We start from the raw sequence: 18,368 nt of genomic DNA, 5'->3' as shown, positions 1-18,368 counted from the left end.
CGCCTGAGCGGCGGGGGGGGGCGGGCCCCCCCCCACCTCCAAGAAAAAATAAACCCCAACCACCCCCCCCCCCGCCCCCCCCCCCCCCCCCCCCCCCCCCCCCCCCCCCCCCCCCCCCCCCCCCCCCCCCCCCCCCCCCCCCCCCCCCCCCCGTCGCGGCTCAACAGGAAAGACGGGTCCGTTCCTGCGCCGCCGGCGACGGCGTCTTGAGCAGGAATTCCTTCAGGCTGGCGACCTGGCATTTCTTGAAGATGCGGTTCTTGTAGGTCACCACGGTGGCCGGCGACAGGCCAAGCTCGCGCCCCACCTGCTTGGCGGTATGGCCGCGCCGCAGCAATCCCGCCACCTGGATTTCCCTCAGAGAAAACCCCGAAGCCCAGCTCTCGGCCTCGGCGCATGCCGGCTCGGCCGGGCAGCGCAGTTCGCGATGTCGCCGGCTCAGCGCGATCAGCAGGGGCGCGCAGCCGCGCAGCAGATCCTCCACGCCGGCGCCATGCCGCCGCGAAAAGTACAGGTTGATGTAGCAGACGCCATCGTCGCGCGCGCCGATGACCGAGATCTTGCTGGCGAAGCCCGGCCGCTCGAACAGCAGGCGCCGGTACTCGGCATCGGGAATACCCTCAGGACAGAGCGGCTCGACGATCAGCTCTTCCGAGCGGCGCCGCTGTCCGGCCATGCCGCAGAGCATCTGGTAATTGGGGTCACGGCGATAGAAGCTGCCGTTGACGTAGAGGTTGGTCGTCCACTCGATCATGGACTGGTTCAGCAGGCTGGCGGCCGAACACTGGCCCAGCCCGCCGGCCTGGTCGTAGCTCAGGTCGGTGACATGGTCGGCGCCCACCAGGTCGCGCAGCCCCGCCAGCAAGGTGGCGTGGAAGGCCGGGCCGCCCAGGCCGGTGATCACGGGAACTGCCCACTGCCCGCCGTCCGCGCGCGCGAACGCTTGATGGCTTGTCTCTCTCATGGTTCTGGCTCCCCCAGTCTTGGCGATCGATTCTACGGGGATCGGCGGGCCGCGAGTTGTCCTCTTGCGTGAGGACATGACGCCTGCCGGCGGCACTTCTACATTGGTGCCCTGAAGCCAAGAACTATAGATCACTGGAGCACAAGGTCAAGCCATGATGGAGCTTCCCACCTACCCTTTCCTCAGGCCCGACGAGCTGGACCGCGCCCGGCCCGCGCCGCACCCGGTCATCGTCGTGGGCGGCGGCCTGAGCGGCCTGACGATGGCGCTGGACCTGGTCCGCCGGGGCCAGCGCGTGACCCTGCTGGACGACGACAACACCGTGGGCGTGCGCGGCCTGGCCTCGCGCGGCATGGTCTGGGCACAGCGCACGCTGGACATCTTCGACCGCCTGGACGTGGCCGACGCCATCGTCGCCAAGGGCGTGCGCTGGAACGTCGGGCGCGTGCTGTGCCGCGATGCGGCAGTCGCCTCGTTCACGCTGCAAGCCCAGCCGGACATGCGCCACAACGGCTTCGTGAACCTGCAGCAATACTATCTGGAAGCCTTCCTGGTCGAGGCGCTGCAACGCGAGCCGCTGGCCGAGCTGCGCTGGCTCAACCGCGTCGACGCGATCGAGACGCCCGCCGACGGCGGCCCGGTCACGCTACGCGTGCACACGCCCGAGGGCGACTACCGCACGCGGGCCGAGTGGGTGATCGCCTGCGACGGCGCCAACAGCCCGCTGCGCCAGGCGCTGGGCCTGCGGCCCGAGGTGTACGACCGCAATGAGGACCGCTGGATCATCATCGACGTGGTGCTGCGCGGTACGTCCTGGCCGGAGGAGCGCTGGACCTGGCTGGACGCCGGCAGCAACCACGGCCGGGCCGTCTGGCGCCACAAGATGGCAGACGACACCTGGCGGCTGGACTTCCAGCTGCGTCCCGACGAAGACGCGCAGGCGGCCTGTACGCCACAGGCCATGCGCCAGCGCGTCTGGGACCTGCTCGGCGAACAGGTCGATTTCGATATCGCCTGGCACGGCGTCTGGGCCTACCGCCATGAATGCCTGTCCGGCCTGCGCCACGGCCGCGTGCTGTTCGCCGGCGACTCGGCGCACCTGGTGGCGCCGTTCGGCGCGCGCGGCGGCAATGGCGGCATCCAGGACGCCGACAACCTGGGTTGGAAACTGGCGCTGGTGCTGCAAGGACGCGCCGGCGACGCCCTGCTCGACAGCTACAGCGCCGAGCGCAAGCACGCGGCGCTGGAGAACATCCGCCAGGCGCGGCGCTCGTCGCGCTTCGTGCATCCCGGCCCGGCCGAATCGGCGCGCATGTGGCGCGATGCCATCATCGCCCTGGCCCCGCGCCACGACGTGCCCGCGCGCATGATCAATACCGGCAGGCTCTGCATGCCGGCCGTCTACCCGCCGTCGCCGCTGGCGCATCCCGCCAGCCCGCATGCGGGACGCGCGCTGCCCAATGTGGTGCTGGACCGCCGCGCGCAGCGCTCGCTGCACCAGCTGCTCGGCCCCTGGTTCACCGCCCTGGTTTTCAGCGACCACGTACCGCCCGTCCAGGAACCGACCGACGACGGCGCCCTGCTGCGCCGCGTGGCGGTCGGCGCCCATTGCGACGCCGAGGGCCGCGAGGCGCTGCGGCGCCAGCTGGGCGTGGAGATGGACGGCGAAGTCTGGCTGATCCGGCCGGACCAGCATGTGATGGCCGCCATCGATGCCGCCGCCTCGGGCCAGGCCGACGCGGCCCTGCCGGACTGGATCGCCGCCGCGCTCTACCCCTGCGCCTACCGCGCGTCCCCGGACGCGCACTCCCCATCGAATGCCGGAACCCACGCCCATGCCCCTGTCGCAGCCACAGCTTGACGATCTGCTCGAACGCCTGATCGCGCTCACCAGCGCGCCCGATCCCTCGGTCCAGCGCGACCGCCTGGCGCAACTGGTGCTGCTGCTGATCGAAGCCCTGGGCGACGGCGACCGCGCCCAGGCCGCCGTCGACGAAATGATGGCGGCGCACGCGGACCCGTCCTGCCTGTCCATTCCCTGATTCCCGGAGACCCCGCATGACCCAATCCGACCTGCCCCGCGACGCCGAGCCCGGCGCCGCCCTGCGCGGACTGCATCACTTCGCCTGGCGCTGCCGCGACGCGGAGGAAACGCGCCACTTCTACGAAGACATCCTCGGCCTGCCGCTGGTGCACGTGGTCAAGGAAGAGCGCGTGCCGTCGACCGGCGAATACTGCCCGTTCGTGCATCTGTTCTTCGAATTCGCCGACCACTCGCACATCGCCTTCTTCGACCTGGGCGATAACGGCGTCAGCGTCCCGGACCCCGCCACGCCGCGCTGGGTCAATCACTTCGCCATGGAAGTCGAGAACGAAGCCGCGCTGGAAACCATGCGCCGACGGTTGACCGGACACGGCATCGAGACTGTCGGGCCGACCGACCACCACTTCATCCGCTCCATCTACTTCTTCGATCCCAACGGCCTGCGCCTGGAAATCACTGTGCGCCTGCCCATGCACGACTACGTCGCCGACAAGCGCCGCGCCGCGCACGACGAGCTGGCCGCCTGGACCCGCGACAAGGCCGCCGGCCTGCGGCCCGGCCAGAGCGGCACCAGCAGCCAGGCGCGCCAGGCCGGCTGACCCCCTGTTTCGTTCTTCACAAGGAAATCCCATGAGCAAGCCTTTCGCGTCCCAGGCCGACCTGGCGGAAAAGAAAATCTCGTTCGAGCGCCTGTCGGACAACGCCTATGCCTACGTCGCCGACGGCGATCCGAATTCGGGCGTCATCATCGGCGACGACAGCGTGATGGTGGTCGACGCCACGGCCACGCCGGCCATGGCGCAGGACCTGATCCGCGCGATTCGCGGCGTCACCGACAAGCCTATCCGCCATGTCGCCCTGACGCACTACCACGCGGTGCGCGTGCTGGGCGCGTCCGCCTTCGCCGCCGAAGGCGCGGCCACCGTCATCGCCAGCCGTGGCACGCACGAGCTGATCGTCGAGCGCGGCCAGGCCGACATGGATTCGGAAATCGGCCGCTTCCCGCGCCTGTTCCGCTCGTCCGAATCGATCCCTGGCCTGACCTGGCCCACCATCGTGTTCGAACGCGAGCTGACGATCCGGCTGGGCACGCTGGAGGTGCGCATGATGCATCTGGGCAACGGCCACACGCGCGGCGACAGCGTGGTCTGGATTCCGTCGCAGGGCATCTGTTTCGCGGGCGACCTGGTCGAGTTCAACGCCGGCGTCTACACCGGCGACGCCTACCTGGCGGACTGGCCCGCCACGCTGGACCGGCTCGAAGCGCTGCGCCCCGCGCAGATGGTGCCGGGCCGAGGCCCGGCGCTGACCACGCCGCAGGACTGCCGCGAGGCCATCGGCTACACGCGCCGCTGGGTGCAGACGCTGTACGGCTGCGCGCGCGAGGGCGTGGCCGGCGGCAAGTCACTCAAGCAGGTCTATGCGGACACGCGACGCGTGATGGATCCGGAGTTCGGCCATGTCGTCATCTACGAACACGCGATTCCCTTCGACGTCTCGCGCGCCTACGACGAAGCCAGCGGCATCGCCGACCCGCGCGTCTGGACCGCCGAGCGCGACCGTGAAATGTGGGCCGAGCTCAACAGCTGAAACGCCGCCCCGACGAACCCCGCAGGAGATTGAACACATGAAACTCGCCACCTTGAAGAACGGCGCGCGCGACGGCCAGCTGATCGTCGTCAGCCGCGATCTGTCTCGCCACCTCGCCGTGCCCGCCATCGCCGCCACCTTGCAGCAGGCGCTCGACGATTGGACGCGCATCGCGCCGCGCCTGCAAGCCGAATACCAGGCCTTGAACGACGGCCGCCGCGCCGGCGAACCCTTCGATCCGGCGCGCTGCGCCGCGCCGCTGCCGCGCGCCTATCAATGGCTGGACGCGTCGGCCTATCTGAACCACGTCGACCTGACCCGGCGCGCGCGCGGCGGCGAGATGCCGCCGTCCTTCCTCACCGATCCGCTCATGTACCAGGGCGCGTCGGACGATTTCATGGGGCCGCGGGATCCCATCACCGCCGCCAGCGAAGACCTGGGCGTGGACCTGGAAGCCGAGATCGTCGTGATCACCGACGACGTGCCCTTGGGCGTGGACGCCGACGATGCGCTGCAACACATCGTGCTGCTGGGCCTGGTCAACGACGTCACGCTGCGCAACGTAGTGCTGCCCGAGCTGGCCAAGGGCTTCGGCTTCCTGCAAGGCAAGCCGGCCTCGGCGCTGTCGCCGGTGCTGGTCACGCCCGACGAGCTGCAACCGTACTGGCGCGGCGGCAAGCTGCACCGGTCCATGCAGGTCTGGCTGAACGACAGGCTCATCGGCCAACCCCAGGCCGGCGAGGAAATGCAGTTCCACTTCGGCGAGCTGATCGCGCATGCGGCGCGCACGCGCCGCCTGGGCGCCGGCACGCTGCTGGGCAGCGGCACGATCTCCAATGCCAGCGACGCGGCCGGCGTCTGCTGCCTGGTGGAAGCGCGCGTGCGCGAGAAGCTGCGCGACGGCGAAATGCGCACGCCCTTCCTCAAGCATGGCGACCGCGTGCGCATCGGCATGCGCGACGACAGCGGCGCCAGCCTGTTCGGCGATATCGACCAGGTGGTGGAGATCCCCGGCACGCGGCCGCTGCCGGCCACGGCCGCGCTTGAAACCGCCGCAGCCTGAACGGAGCGCGCGATGGCCGAATCCGCTTCGATCCCCGTGCTGCACAGCTACTGGCGCAGCTCGGCCGCCTACCGCGTGCGCATCGCGCTGGCCCTGAAGGGCCAGCCGTACCGCAGCGTCACCTGGCAGATGGCGCAGGGCGAGCACCTGCAGCCGGCCTACCGGCGCCTGGCGCCGTTCGGCCTGGTGCCCATGCTGGACATCGACGGCCTGCGCCTGCAGCAGTCGCTGGCCATCATCGAATACCTGGAGGAACGCAACCCCGAACCCGCGCTGCTGCCGCCAGGCCGCGCGGCCCGGGCGCGCGCCCGCGCGCTGGCGCAGCTGATCGCCTGCGAGGTCCATCCGCTGAACAACCTGCGCGCGCTCAAGCGGCTGCGCGCCCAGTTCGGCGCCGACGACGAGCAGGTCGGCGAGTGGTATCGCCATTGGTGCCACGAGGCCTTTTCCGCCTTCGAGGCCGCGCTGGGCGACGACGACGGCGCGCCGTATGCGCTGGGCGCCGCGCCCGGCATCGTCGAGTGTTTCCTGATACCGCAGGTCTACAACGCCAGGCGCTATGGCGCCGACCTGGCGCCGTATGCGCGGATCGACGCCATCGCGCGGGCCTGCGCCGCCCTGCCGGCCTTCCAGGCCGCCAGCCCCGAGAACCAGCCCGACGCGCCTCAGCCCGCGCCGGTTGCAAGTCCCGCCTGAACCGCGCAGTTCCATCGCAGTCCCCCCAGGAAGGCCGCGCCCCGCACGGCCTTCCCAAGATCAGCGGCGCCGCCGCACCCCAGGAGACAAACCATGCAAACCGAGATTTCCGCGCCCGGCGCCGCCGTCGCGCCCGCCGGCCGTCCGCTGATCAGCGCCGACGACCGCAAGGTGCTGGCCGCCACGCTGGTCGGCTCGACCATCGAGTGGTACGACTACTTCATCTATTCCCAGGCCGCCGGGCTGGTGCTGGGCGCGCTGTTCTTCGCCCCCTTCACCCAGAACAATCCGGAATGGGCGCTGATCCTGTCCTTCGCCACGGTGGGCGTCGCCTTCCTGTTCCGGCCGCTGGGCGCCATCATCTGCGGCCATCTGGGCGACCGCTACGGCCGCAAGCGCGTGCTGGCCGCCACGCTGATCCTGATGGGCTCGGCCACCGCGCTGATCGGCCTGCTGCCGTCCTACGCCGTGCTGGGCGTCTGGGCGCCGGTGCTGCTGGTCGGACTGCGCGTGCTGCAGGGCTTCTCGGCCGGCGGCGAATGGGGCGGCGCGGCCCTGATGGCGGTGGAACACGCGCCGGCGCACCGCCGCTCGCTGTTCGGCGCCTTTCCGCAGATCGGCGTGCCCATGGGCATGATCGTCGCCACCGGCGTGCTGTGGTGCCTCACCACCGCCATCGGCATGGAACGCTTCATGGACTGGGGCTGGCGCGTGCCCTTCCTGCTGTCGGTGCTGCTGATCGTGGTTGGCACCTTCATCCGCCGCGCGGTCGAGGAATCGCCGGTATTCCTGGAGATGCAGGCGCGCAAGCGCGCCAGCGCCGCGCCGCTGGGCCAGCTGCTGCGCAGGCATCCGCGCGAGGTATTGCTGACCGCGCTGATCTTCGTGGGCAACAGCGCCGCCGGCTATCTGCTGGTGGGCTTCTTCATCAGCTACGGCAGCCGCGCGCTGAAGATGCCGGCCCAGCAGGTGCTGATGGCCTGCACGCTGGCCGCCGGCGTCTGGCTGGCCACGACCCTGCTCGGCGGCTGGCTGGGCGACCGCATCGGCCGGGTGCGCACGTTCCAGATCGGCTATGTGCTGCTGGCGCTGTGGGCCGTGCCGATGTGGGGCTTCATCGACGCCGCCGACATCGGGCAATTCACGGCCGCGCTGGTGATCCTGGCGCTGCCGCTGGGCCTGACCTACGGCCCGCAGGCCGCGCTGTACGCCGAGATGTTCCCCGCCGGCGTGCGCTACTCGGGCATCTCGGTCGGCTATGCGCTCGGCTCCATCCTGGGCGGCGCCTTCGCGGCCATGATCGCGCAATGGATCATCTCGGCCACCGGCAAGTCCTGGATGGTGGGCGTGTACGTCATCGCCATGGCCCTGGTGTCCCTGGTCGCCGTCAGCCTGGTCCGGGAACGGGCCGGCGCCACGCTGCACGCAGAATGACCTTGCCACCACCACGTCCCGCCATGGCCCTCCCCATCCGCCGCCAGGACCTGGTCGACTCCGTCGCCGGCGCCCTGCAGCACATCAGCCATACCCATCCCGCCGACTTCCTCGCGCACCTGGCCGAGGCCCATGCGCGCGAGGCCAGCCCGGCCGCGCGCAATGCGATGACGCAGATCCTGCTCAACTCGCGCATGGCCGCGACGGACCGGCGCCCCATCTGCCAGGACACCGGCATCGTCAACGTGCTGCTTGAAGTCGGCATGGACGCGCGCTGGAGCGGCTTCGACGACGGCCTGGAGGATGCCGTCAACGAAGGCGTGCGCCTGGCCTACCGCCATCCCGACAATCCGCTGCGCGCGTCGGTGGTGTCCGATCCGCTGTTCGGCCGCCCCAACACGCGCGACAACACGCCGGCGGTCATCCATGCCCGCGTCGTGCCTGGCGACGCGTTGACGGTCACTGTGGCGGCCAAGGGCGGCGGCTCCGAGAACAAGGCCCGGCTGGCCATGCTGAACCCGGGCGACAGCGTGGTCGACTGGGTGTTGCGCACGGTGCCCGAGCTGGGCGCGGGCTGGTGCCCGCCGGGCATCCTGGGCATCGGCGTGGGCGGCACCGCCGAGAAGGCCATGCAGCTGGCCAAGGAAAGCCTGATGGAACCGCTGGACATGCTGTCGCTGCGCGCCGCGCTGCGGGCCGGTCGCGTGCTGACGCCGGAACAGGCCCTGCGCGTCGAGCTGCATGAGCGTGTCAACGCGCTGGGCATCGGCGCGCAGGGCCTGGGCGGGCTCAGCACGGTGCTGGACGTCAAGCTCAGGACCTATCCCACGCATGCCGCCGCCAAGCCGGTCGCGCTGATTCCGAACTGCGCCGCAAACCGCCATGCGCGTTTCACCCTGGACGGCCACGGTCCCGCCCGCTTCGACGCGCCGCCGCCCGCCGCCTGGCCGGACCTCGCGCCGGCGGCCACGGACGGGCGACGCGTCGACCTGGACACGCTGACGCGCGACGACATCGCGCAATGGCGCGCCGGCGACACGCTGCTGCTCAACGGCCGCATGCTCACCGGCCGCGACGCCGCGCACCGGCGCATCCAGGATCTGCTGGCGCGCGGCGAGCCCATGCCCGCCGATTTCGCGGGCCGGGTCATCTATTACGTCGGCCCGGTGGACCCGGTGCGCAATGAGGCCGTCGGCCCCGCCGGGCCCACCACGTCCACGCGCATGGACGGCTACACGGAGATGATGCTGGCGCGAGGCGGCCTGCTGGCGATGGTGGGCAAGGCCGAGCGCGGACCCGAGGCGGTCGCGGCGATCCGGCGCCATCGCGCCGCCTACCTGATCGCCGTCGGCGGTGCCGCCTATCTGGTGTCGCAGGCCATCCGAAGCGCGCGCGTGGTGGCGTTCGAAGACCTGGGCATGGAAGCCATCTACGAGTTCGACGTGGTCGACATGCCCGTCACCGTGGCAGTGGACGCGCAGGGCGGCAACGTGCACGAGGACGGCCCCGCGCGCTGGCGACGCGCGCCGGCGGGAGCTATCGGCGGCATCGCGATCCGCGGCGCCTGAGCGGCGGCGCGGCCCGCGCCGCCTCAATGCTCGATGAACTCTTCCAGGCGACGCACCGGCGCGTCCGCCGGACGCGGCGTCTGCTTGGGCACGGGCTTGCCCGAACCATCCAGCGGGTCGATCTTGGGATCGTCCCAGGTGCCGGTGACGGCGTACTCCATGGTCATCGCGCTCGCCAGCGGATGCTTGAGCAGCCACTGCGTCACGAAAGCGCCCAGGCCGATCAGCGGATTGACTGCCAGCGCCGTCACCACCGCCGCGCCGCTGGCGTCCAGGTTCGGAATCACCACGGCCTTGAGGTTCCAGCGCTCCTGCACCACGTTCACGTCGCCGGCCAGCACGATGGCCGCCACGGGTCCGTTGACCTTGTAGCCATCAGTGCGCAACACGCCGTCGGACAGCTTCATGTGGCCTCGGATGGTGTCGAACGGAAAGCCGTCGCGCAGCAGGCTGGTGGGGTTGGCTTCCAGCTTGGCCAGGCGCTGCAGCGATTGCAGCGACAGCAGTTCCAGCAGCCGCGCCGTGCGCGAGTTCACGTGCATGAAACGGCCCTTGTCGACACTGACCTCGACCTCGCCATCGATGTCGGCAATATTGTGGGTCCAGGGCAGGTTGCGCCAGGTCATGCGGCCCTGCATCGTGCCGTCGCCGCCGGACACCATCTTCTCGAAGCCGATCCGGTCCATGAAACCGCCCAGGTTGGCGAACTTGATCGCCGCGTCCACGGTCAGGCCGCGGCTGGCTCCGTCCAGCGTCCAGTCGCCCTTGGCGTCGAGCTTGGCGGCGTCATTGGCGATGGACAGCTTGTCCAGCCGCCAGCGGCGGCCGCGCTCCAGGTTGGTGCCCAGCACCTGCAATTCGCCCAGGTTTTTCCCGTAGAGCAGGAACTGCTTGGCTTGCAAATCGATGGCGGGAATGTCGGACAGATCGCTGTTCGAGGACAGGGCCTCGTCGGCCTTGTTGCCGTCGTCCTCGCCGCCCAGCGCCAGGTGCTTCAGGCGCGCGGTGATCTGGCCGGCGATGGCGCCGGATGCCTCGCGCCATTCCAGCGAACCGGCCGCCTGGCGCGACTGGATGTCCACGCGCCACTGCGCCGGATCCGGGCGGGTGGCGTACAGGGTCAGGTCATTGAGCGTGTAGCCGCTGGTGCGCAACACGCCCGTGGCCAGGCTGACGCGGCCGGGCGGCGGCAGGATCGGCTTGGGCGCCGGCTTGCCCTTGCCGGGCTGGACGGAAAAGCCGTCGCCGACCTTTTCCCAGCCGTCCATGTCCAGTTCCGGCAGGCTGGCGCTCAGGCTCAGCGCCGCTTCGGTCGGCAGGCTGGCCGGGCGATTGATGCCGACCGCGCCGCGCGCGAAATACGACGCCGACCTGCTGGCGGGATCGCGCTCGAACAGCGCGTTGACCGTCGTGCCCAGGCTGGCCGTCAGCCAGCGCCGGCCACGGCTGCCCTGGTCCTGCGCGGAGCCCCATTGCAGCTTCAACAGCTGCGAGGACTGCGCGGACTTGCCAACCGGCGCCGGCATGTCGATCGCCATCCCCGCCAGATCGGACTCGCCCGAGATCTCGACCGCGCCGCCCTTCTGGTAGCTGAGCTTGCCCTTGTATGCGGCCTTGCCCGAGAAACGCGACATCGACGCGGCATTGCTGATCTGCGTCAGGCCGGCGCCAGCCAGCGTGCCCTCGAAGTTCAGCGCGTCACCGCTTTGCGCCAGCCGTCCGGAGATCTTCACGGGTCCGCCCAGGAACTGGGCGCGGACCTCGCGGGTCTGCACGCCCTTCTCGGAAAACTCCAGGTCGCCGTGCATCTGCGTCAGCAGCGGCACTTCCGGCATGAAGGAGAAGCTGTTGTCGGCGAACTGGATATGGCCGTCTACCTGCGTGTCGTCGGTATTGAGCAGCGGCACCGTCAGCTTGATCGGCATGCGCCAGTCGCCCGTGCCCTGGGCCTCGTCCAGCGCGCCGTCGAGCAGTTTGCCCAGCGGCGAGTTGGCCACCAGCGCCAGATAGGCGGGCACGGGCCCGGAGCTGTTGCCGGTCACCTGCAACACGGAATTGAGTTCCATGTTCGGAATGACGGCGCTGATCGCGCCCAGCGACAGCGTCTGGCCCGGCGCCGGATGCATGAACGCGCCGCCCGCCGTGTCCAGCGTCAGGCTGACCTTGTCGATGCGGAAGTTGCCGGACAGGTTCTCGAGCATGGGCCAGGCCTTGCGCTGCGGCCGCGCGGGGGCATAGTCCACGGTCGCGCCGGCGTACTCGCCCGCGATGACGAATTCTCCCTGCGCGCCCGGCGCGCCGTAAGGGAAATCGTCCAGGTCGCCTTTCAGCGTGATCGCCGCCGAGCGCATTTCGCCCGCCGGCAAGCCGGTGGCCAGCCACTCGCGCGCGTCGGGATTGACCGTGAGCGGCAGGTAGCGGTGGATGGCCGGCATGGCGCCACGGATCATCACGCCGCGCAGGTCGGCGCTGCCGGCGGCGGTCTTGCCCTCGGCGCGCCACTGGCCTTGCAGGCGCGCGTCTAGGTCCTCGTTGCGGACCCGCAGCTCGGCGATGTCGACGAACCAGTCGCGCGCATCCGGGCCCTTGACCTGTGCGTCCACGTCCAGCTCGCCCACCTTGACGGTCGGCTGCTCGAAGACGTCGGGCAGCGTGAACTGGAACCGTTCGGCGCGGCCCTTGAGCGAGGCGTTGGGCGCGCCCGGGCTGCGGGCCAGGGCCAGGCTGTCGGTCTGGATGAAATCACCCGGCAGCCCCTGCACGCGGAACTGCGCGTACTCGCCGCGCAGCGCCGGCCCTTCGGGACGCGCCGCCCAGGACAGGCCGCGCACGGCCAGGTCGGAGGTCAGCTCGGTGAACTTGCCGTGGTCCAGCTGCAGCCAGGCGCGGCCGCTCAGGCGGCCGGCCACGGGCAGCGCCGGCAGCCAGGCAGACCAGGCCAGCGGCTCCAGATCGTCGGCCTGCAGATAGATCTGTCCGCTCCAGTTGGCGGGGTTGCCCGCGTCGCCCGAGAACAGGCCGCGATTGAACTCGGCCCGCAGGTCCAGCTGCCGCGCCAGCGCCTCGCCGGCCGAGGCGCGCAGCGCGAATCGGTGCGACAGCCGGCCGTTGCGCGCCAGGAATTCCACGTCGCGCAGCGTCAGTTCCGGCGCCTGGCGCAACTCGTCCTGCCAGCGGATGACGGCGCCATGGATCAGCAATTCACGCTGCGAGGTCAGCCAGCGCAGCGCGGGATGCTCCAGCCCGGGCGCGGGGCCGCCCTGGTCGTTCAGGTCGATCGCCATGCCGGCGACCCAGAGGCGGTTCTGCGCGTCGCGGCGCAGGTTCAGTTCGGGTTGGTCGAGCCGCAATTGCAACAGCCGAGGCGACAGGGTCAGGATGCTGCGCCAGGCCAGCACCGCGGATACCTTGGGCAGGGTCAGCACGGCATCGGCCGCGCCGTCATGGACCTGGACCGAAGCCAGATCCAGCCTGGGATTGAGCCCCTGCCAATTGGCCTGGATCGCGCCGATCGAAACCTGTGCGCCCAACGCCTGGCTGGCGTAGGCTTCTATCTGAGGCCGCCATTGGTCGACGCGGGGCAGGACCCAATAGCGCAGGCCCAGCAACCCGATGGCGGCGACGCCATAAACGGCCAGCGCGCCCCAGTACAGGCCGCGGAGCACTTTTTTCGGAACAGACACGGATCAGTGGGCAGGAGTAAGGGTCTTGCGGTATCGTCCCCACTTATACCTGAAACGCGTCCTTTAGTCTGCGCCTATTTCATCATGACACCATCGCCCACCCTCGCCCCCGTCCTGGCCTGGTCCGGCCACCTGCGCCGCCGCCTTGAGGCCCTGCCGGACCTGGCGGCCTGGCTGGAAACGGCCCGCCAGGCGCCCGTCACGCCGGCCCGGCTGGCCGAATGGCGCGATGAACTGGCGGGCATGGACGACGCCGCGCCGCTGCCGGTCGACGCCTGCCGCATGGTGCTGCGCAAGCTGCGCGAACGCGTTTTCTGCACGCTGATCGCGCGCGACCTGGGCGGCCAGGCGCCGCTGGAGGAAGTGGTGGGCGCCATGACGGCGCTGGCCGATCTGGCGGTGGCCGAAACCTACCGCAGCGTAGCGTCCGAACTGGCCGCCGTGCACGGCGTGCCGCGCGACCCGGCCACCGGCCTGCCCCAGGAAATGCTGATCGTGGGCATGGGCAAGCTGGGCGGCTGCGAGCTGAACGTGTCGTCCGATATCGACCTCATCATGCTCTATGGCGAGGAAGGCGAGACCGACGGGCCGCGCCGCATCAGCCACCATGAGTTCTATGGCCGCCTGACGCGCCGCATGATGCCGGTGCTGTCCGAGGTGGACGCCAACGGCCAGGTCTTCCGCACCGACCTGCGGCTGCGCCCGGACGGCGACGCCGGCCCGCTGGCCTGGAGCCTGGACGCGCTGGAACACTACCTGATCGGCCAGGGCCGCGAATGGGAGCGCTATGCCTGGCTCAAGGCCCGGCTCATGCCCGCCCGCGCCTTCGAGGGCAGCGACAGCGCCCTGCAGGCGCGGCAGCTGGAAAGCCTGCGCGTGCCCTTCGTGTACCGCAAGTATTTCGACTTCGACGCGCTGGCCGCGCTGCGCGCGCTGCGCGAGCGCATCCGCCAGGACTGGCAGCGCCGCGCCAGCGCGCGCAACGGCATCGACAGCGCCAACAACATCAAGCTGGGCGACGGCGGCATCCGCGAGATCGAATTCGTGGTCCAGCTGGCCCAGCTGATCCGAGGCGGACGCATGCCGGCCCTGCAGCGCCGCGGCCTGCTCGAAGCGCTGCACGCCGAAAGCGCCGCCGGCCTGCTGCCCGAAGCCGACGCGCAGCGGCTGGAGGCCGCCTACCGCTTCCTGCGCCGCACCGAGCACGCGCTGCAGTACCGCGAAGACGAGCAGACCCACCTGCTGCCCGGCGACCCCGCCCTGCGCGCCGCGCTGGCGGCGGCGCTGGGCATGCAGGCCGGCGAATTCGAGGACACGCTGGCCGCGCACCGCGCCTTCGTCTCACGGACTTTCCGCAACGTGTTCCGCCTGGTCGGCATGGGCGACGCCGAGGAGCCCGCGCCGGCCGCCGATGCGGCCGACAAGGAAGAACCCGACGAACAGTGCGCGCTGGCCGGACAGATCCGTCAGGCCTTCGGCGACGAGGCCGACGACCTGCTGCGGCGCGCCGACACCCTGATGGGCAGCCACCGCGTGCGCAGCCTGCCCGACGCCAGCCGCCGCCGCGTCGAGGCGCTGCTGCCGGCCGCCCTGCGCGCCGCGCGGCAGACGCCCGCGCCGCTGCAGGCGGCGGTGCGGCTGTTCGACCTGATCGAGACCATCGCCCAGCGCAGCGCCTACCTGGCACTGCTGGCCGAATATCCCGACACGCTGGCGCGCGTGGCGCGCATGGTGGCCGCCAGCCCCTGGGCCGCGCAGTACCTGACCCAGCACCCGCTGCTGCTCGACAGCCTGATCGACTGGCGCACGCTGTTCGAGCCGCTGGACTTCGGCCAGATCGCGCGCCAGCTCGCCGCCGACCTGGACGCCTGCCGCCTGCCCGACGGCGATCCCGACATCGAACGCCAGATGAACCTGATGCGCGACGTGCAGCGCCAGGCCAGCTTCCAGCTGCTGGCGCAGGATCTGGAAGGCGAGCTCACCGTTGAAAAGCTGGCGGACCAGCTGTCCGCCCTGGCCGACCTGCTGCTGGCCGAAACCATCCGCCGCGCCTGGCCGCTGGTGAACCGGCAGCCGGGCGCCGAGCCGCGCTTCGCCGTGATCGCCTACGGCAAGCTGGGCGGCAAGGAACTGGGCTACGCCTCGGACCTGGACCTGGTGTTCCTGTTCGACGACCCGCGCGACGACGCCGCCGAGGTCTACGCCAAGCTGGGCCGGCGCATGACCTCCTGGCTGTCCACCATGACCTCGTCGGGCCGGCTGTACGAAATCGACCTGCGGCTGCGGCCGGACGGCGACGCCGGCCTGCTGGCGGTGTCGGTCGAAGCCTTCGAGCAATACCAGCGCAAGCACGCCTGGTCCTGGGAGCACCAGGCCCTGACCCGCGCCCGCCATGCCGCCGGCGACGCGGCGGTCGGCGAGCGCTTCGAGCGCATTCGCGCCGACATCCTGGTGCAGCCGCGCGATCCGGCGGCGTTGCGCCAGGAAGTGCTGGAAATGCGCGGCAAGATCAATGCGGGCCATCCCAACGCCACGCCCAATTTCGACCTGAAGCACGACGCGGGCGGCATGGTGGACGTGGAATTCGTCACCCAATATCTGGTGCTGTGCCATTCGGGCAGCCACCCGGTGCTGGTGCGCAACCTGGGCAATATCGCCCTGCTGCGGCTGGCGGGCGAAGCCGGCCTGATCCCGACCGACCTGGCCCTGCAAGCCGGCGACGCCTACCGCACGCTGCGCCGGGTGCAGCACCAGATGCGGCTGCAGGGCGTGGAAAAGGCCCGCGTCGCGCCCGACCAGCTGCAGGCCGAGCGGGCCGCCGTGCGCGAACTCTGGACGACGGTGCTGGGCTGAGCCGTCCGGGGCGGGCGGGTCGGCGGCCCGCCTTGCGCCAACTCGTCGTAAAATAAGGGTTTTTCCGGCCGCACCGGCCGTCTTTCCCTGTCTTGTCCGCCATGTCCGAACTCGTGCGCCCCAAACTCGATCTCCCCGCCGGCCGCAGCAAGGTGCTGATGCACTCCTGCTGCGCGCCCTGTTCCGGCGAGGTCATGGAAGCCATGACGGCCTCCGGCATCGACTACGCGATCTACTTCTACAACCCGAACATCCATCCGGTCAAAGAGTACGAGATCCGCAAGCAGGAGAACATCCGCTACGCCGAGCAGCACGGCATCGAGTTCATCGACGCCGACTACGACATGGACAACTGGTTCGACCGCGTCAAGGGCCTGGAAGACTCCCCCGAGCGCGGCGAGCGCTGCACGGTCTGCTTCGACATGCGCTTCGAGCGCACCGCGCTGTACGCGCACGAGCACGGCTTCGACACCATCACCAGCTCGCTGGGCATCTCGCGCTGGAAGGACATGAACCAGATCAACGGCTGCGGCGAACGCGCCGCCGCCCGCTACGACGACCTGGTCTACTGGACCTACAACTGGCGCAAGGGCGGTGGCTCGCAGCGCATGATCGAGATCAGCAAGCGCGAGAACTTCTACCAGCAGGAGTACTGCGGCTGCGTCTATTCGCTGCGCGACACCAACCGCCATCGCCGCTCGCAGGGCCGCGAGCGCATCCATATCGGCGTGAAGTTCTACGGCAAGGAAGACCTGCTCAAAGAGGAAAACCTCTAGGACGGGTCAACGCCAGGAACGGCCCGGAACGGGCTGTCGGCGGACAACACCACGGGGCGCGTTCAGCGCCCCGTCGCGTTTTCGACGGCGCGGCGCCGGTACTCGGAAGGCGACACGCCGTAGCGGCGGCGGAACGCGTGGCTGAAGCGCGCCGCGTCGGAAAAGCCGTAGCGGAAAGCGATATCGCCGATCTGGCGCGCGGCCTGGGCGGCGTCGCACAGCATGTCGCGGCAGCGCTCCAGGCGCGCGCTGAGGATGAAATCCGCCGGGGTGGTCGAGGCCTGGGCGAACAGGTTGTACAGATAGCGTCGCGACACCCGCAACGCGGCCGCGGCCATGGCCGGCGACAGCTCGGGATCGTGCAGGTTCTCCAGGATGTGCTGCTGCACGCGGCGCAGTTGCGCCTGGCGCAGCCCGGCCTGCTCCTGGTCGGCACGGCCGCCAGCGCGCTCGCTGATGTCCAGCCCCATCATCTGCATCACGGCATTGGCCGCGTCGCGCGCCGCGCTCTCGGACAGATGGGCATGCTCGCCCAGCGCCACGCGCAGCAGGTCCATCGCCATGCGCCCGCAACCCTGGCGCGCGCTGAATACCCGCGCCACCGCGTTCTGCATATAAGGCTCCCAGGCCTGGACCTGCCTGCCCGGCACCTGCATCACCAGGAAATGCGCATTGTCGTCCACGTCGACCTCGTAGGGCCGCGTGGTGTCGTACACGCCCCACTCGCCCGGCGCCAGCAGCGCGCGCCGCGACGCCTGCCGGATCTCGCTGCGGCCAGACAGCTGCAGCGTGACCTTGTAGCCGGCGCTCTCGGACTGGTTGGCCTGCAGCCGGCTGCGGCTGACGCGCTGCGCGCTGGTATGCAACTCGCTCACGCGCAGCCACGCCAATTCGTCATCGGCCACGCTGCTGCGAAAACGCCCAGGGTGCAGCGCGGACACTTCCAGCGGCACGAAGGCGCTGCTGATGCTCTCCTTCCAGCTGGCGCAATCCAGGAATTGCTTGGGCGCGCTGCGCAACAGGGTTTGGGACATGACGGCTCCGGCTTCACGGTCTCTTTTGAACTCTTTCTAGCACCCGAGATCGCCCCCGAGTATCGGTGACAACCCCTATGGTCTGCCGGCGATGGAAAGAGTCCCGCTGCCGCCCGATCCCGAACCGCGTGCGCTCAGGGCTGCCGATGGCTGCCATAGGAATACTCGGACAGCTGGAATCCGCGCTCCGCCAGTTCCCGCCCCAGCGCGTGCCGCACCGGCACCACGTCGTCGTAGCGACGCGGCCGCGCGGCGGCGACCTCGGCCTGCGTGTAGGGCTGGAAGTCCGCCGGCAGCTGCGCCGCGCTGAACGAAGCCAGCACCCAGTTCAGCACCGCAGCCAGGTCCGCGTCGCTCAACTGCGACTGCGCCGCGCCGGGCACGCGGATCAGGTATTCGCGCCCGGCCGGCAAGCGCGTGAAGTGGCCGACCGAATCGCGGAAGTCCGGTATGCCGTGGCGCGTGCTGCCGCGCCCGTCCACCCGATGGCAGCCGGCGCATTGCAGCACGTAGTCCGCGCGCGCCGCCGCGCGCAGCGTGGCCTCGGGGGGGGGGGGGGGGGGGGGGGGGGGGGGGGGGCCGCCCCGCGCGCCCCCCCCGCCGCCCCCCCCCCCCCCCCCCGCGCGCCCCCCCCCCCCCCCCCCCCCCCCCCCCCCCCCCCCC

At 70.4% G+C, this 18,368-nt stretch carries 14 protein-coding genes; 10 read left to right on the top strand and 4 right to left on the bottom strand.

Annotation, left to right across the window (positions count from 1 at the left end; all coding sequences use genetic code 11):
* Positions 1–160: 160 nt before the first annotated feature.
* Positions 161–964, bottom strand: coding sequence for a LuxR C-terminal-related transcriptional regulator (locus ACEU5R_RS29890; RefSeq protein ID WP_392413421.1), 804 nt, complete (start codon positions 962–964; stop codon positions 161–163).
* A gap of 154 nt (positions 965–1,118) precedes the next feature.
* Between ACEU5R_RS29890 and ACEU5R_RS29885 the strand changes: the two genes are divergently transcribed.
* The 8 genes from ACEU5R_RS29885 to ACEU5R_RS29850 all read left to right on the top strand — a co-directional run bounded on the left by ACEU5R_RS29885 (position 1,119) and on the right by ACEU5R_RS29850 (position 9,359).
* Positions 1,119–2,825: an FAD-dependent oxidoreductase gene (locus ACEU5R_RS29885; protein WP_392413419.1), complete on the top strand. Its 1,707-nt coding sequence runs from the start codon at positions 1,119–1,121 to the stop codon at positions 2,823–2,825.
* Entirely contained in the window at positions 2,800–3,006 is a 207-nt protein-coding gene (locus ACEU5R_RS29880; protein WP_392413418.1) for a DUF2783 domain-containing protein, read from the top strand. The genes ACEU5R_RS29885 and ACEU5R_RS29880 overlap by 26 nt, the downstream gene beginning before the upstream one ends.
* Before the next feature lie 16 nt (positions 3,007–3,022).
* The gene (locus ACEU5R_RS29875; protein WP_392413416.1) at positions 3,023–3,607 is read left to right on the top strand and encodes a VOC family protein; all 585 of its coding nucleotides are present in this window, start codon (positions 3,023–3,025) and stop codon (positions 3,605–3,607) included.
* A 31-nt stretch (positions 3,608–3,638) separates the two neighbouring features.
* Complete coding sequence (locus ACEU5R_RS29870) at positions 3,639–4,598, top strand: MBL fold metallo-hydrolase (protein WP_212312441.1); 960 nt, start codon at positions 3,639–3,641, stop codon at positions 4,596–4,598.
* 37 nt (positions 4,599–4,635) lie between these two features.
* Positions 4,636–5,661: a fumarylacetoacetate hydrolase family protein gene (locus ACEU5R_RS29865; RefSeq protein ID WP_392413414.1), complete on the top strand. Its 1,026-nt coding sequence runs from the start codon at positions 4,636–4,638 to the stop codon at positions 5,659–5,661.
* 12 nt (positions 5,662–5,673) lie between these two features.
* Positions 5,674–6,357: a maleylacetoacetate isomerase gene (gene maiA / locus ACEU5R_RS29860; protein WP_392413412.1), complete on the top strand. Its 684-nt coding sequence runs from the start codon at positions 5,674–5,676 to the stop codon at positions 6,355–6,357.
* A 93-nt stretch (positions 6,358–6,450) separates the two neighbouring features.
* Positions 6,451–7,791: an MFS transporter gene (locus tag ACEU5R_RS29855; protein ID WP_392413410.1), complete on the top strand. Its 1,341-nt coding sequence runs from the start codon at positions 6,451–6,453 to the stop codon at positions 7,789–7,791.
* 23 nt (positions 7,792–7,814) lie between these two features.
* Positions 7,815–9,359 (top strand): fumarate hydratase, encoded by a 1,545-nt coding sequence (locus tag ACEU5R_RS29850; RefSeq protein ID WP_392413408.1) that lies wholly within the window; start codon positions 7,815–7,817, stop codon positions 9,357–9,359.
* 23 nt (positions 9,360–9,382) lie between these two features.
* Here ACEU5R_RS29850 and ACEU5R_RS29845 read toward each other — a convergent pair whose 3' ends face one another.
* Positions 9,383–13,024, bottom strand: a complete 3,642-nt coding sequence (locus ACEU5R_RS29845) for a YhdP family protein (RefSeq protein ID WP_392413407.1) — start codon at positions 13,022–13,024, stop codon at positions 9,383–9,385.
* Positions 13,025–13,126: 102 nt separating this feature from the next.
* On the opposite strand from ACEU5R_RS29845, the gene glnE reads away from it, so the two are divergent.
* Positions 13,127–15,895: a bifunctional [glutamate--ammonia ligase]-adenylyl-L-tyrosine phosphorylase/[glutamate--ammonia-ligase] adenylyltransferase gene (gene glnE, locus ACEU5R_RS29840; protein ID WP_392413406.1), complete on the top strand. Its 2,769-nt coding sequence runs from the start codon at positions 13,127–13,129 to the stop codon at positions 15,893–15,895.
* Positions 15,896–15,996: 101 nt separating this feature from the next.
* Positions 15,997–16,671, top strand: coding sequence for an epoxyqueuosine reductase QueH (locus ACEU5R_RS29835; RefSeq protein ID WP_103276576.1), 675 nt, complete (start codon positions 15,997–15,999; stop codon positions 16,669–16,671).
* Between the two features lie 62 nt (positions 16,672–16,733).
* Here ACEU5R_RS29835 and ACEU5R_RS29830 read toward each other — a convergent pair whose 3' ends face one another.
* Together ACEU5R_RS29830 and ACEU5R_RS29825 are read right to left on the bottom strand one after the other, a co-directional pair.
* Positions 16,734–17,705 carry a helix-turn-helix domain-containing protein gene (locus ACEU5R_RS29830; protein WP_103275382.1) on the bottom strand — a complete coding sequence of 324 codons (972 nt, stop codon included), beginning with the start codon at positions 17,703–17,705 and terminating at the stop codon, positions 16,734–16,736.
* Positions 17,706–17,839: 134 nt separating this feature from the next.
* Positions 17,840–18,368 (bottom strand): c-type cytochrome (locus tag ACEU5R_RS29825; protein WP_392413404.1); only part of this gene is annotated, 529 nt, incomplete at its 5' end.

It is taken from the genome of Achromobacter sp. 413638, from assembly GCF_043119405.1.
Taxonomy (GTDB): Bacteria; Pseudomonadota; Gammaproteobacteria; order Burkholderiales; family Burkholderiaceae_B; genus Achromobacter.
This window is presented reverse-complemented; position numbering and strand designations above follow the sequence as displayed.

Bases quoted from the DNA above. Each gene is read 5' to 3' on its own strand.
- ACEU5R_RS29885 (WP_392413419.1), top strand. From the start codon at position 1,119: ATGATGGAGCTTCCCACCTACCCTTTCCTCAGGCCCGACGAGCTGGAC.
- glnE (WP_392413406.1), top strand. From the start codon at position 13,127: ATGACACCATCGCCCACCCTCGCCCCCGTCCTGGCCTGGTCCGGCCAC.
- ACEU5R_RS29875 (WP_392413416.1), top strand. From the start codon at position 3,023: ATGACCCAATCCGACCTGCCCCGCGACGCCGAGCCCGGCGCCGCCCTG.
- ACEU5R_RS29850 (WP_392413408.1), top strand. From the start codon at position 7,815: ATGGCCCTCCCCATCCGCCGCCAGGACCTGGTCGACTCCGTCGCCGGC.
- ACEU5R_RS29830 (WP_103275382.1), bottom strand. From the start codon at position 17,705: ATGTCCCAAACCCTGTTGCGCAGCGCGCCCAAGCAATTCCTGGATTGC.
- ACEU5R_RS29855 (WP_392413410.1), top strand. From the start codon at position 6,451: ATGCAAACCGAGATTTCCGCGCCCGGCGCCGCCGTCGCGCCCGCCGGC.
- ACEU5R_RS29835 (WP_103276576.1), top strand. From the start codon at position 15,997: ATGTCCGAACTCGTGCGCCCCAAACTCGATCTCCCCGCCGGCCGCAGC.
- ACEU5R_RS29865 (WP_392413414.1), top strand. From the start codon at position 4,636: ATGAAACTCGCCACCTTGAAGAACGGCGCGCGCGACGGCCAGCTGATC.
- ACEU5R_RS29870 (WP_212312441.1), top strand. From the start codon at position 3,639: ATGAGCAAGCCTTTCGCGTCCCAGGCCGACCTGGCGGAAAAGAAAATC.
- maiA (WP_392413412.1), top strand. From the start codon at position 5,674: ATGGCCGAATCCGCTTCGATCCCCGTGCTGCACAGCTACTGGCGCAGC.
- ACEU5R_RS29890 (WP_392413421.1), bottom strand. From the start codon at position 964: ATGAGAGAGACAAGCCATCAAGCGTTCGCGCGCGCGGACGGCGGGCAG.
- ACEU5R_RS29880 (WP_392413418.1), top strand. From the start codon at position 2,800: ATGCCCCTGTCGCAGCCACAGCTTGACGATCTGCTCGAACGCCTGATC.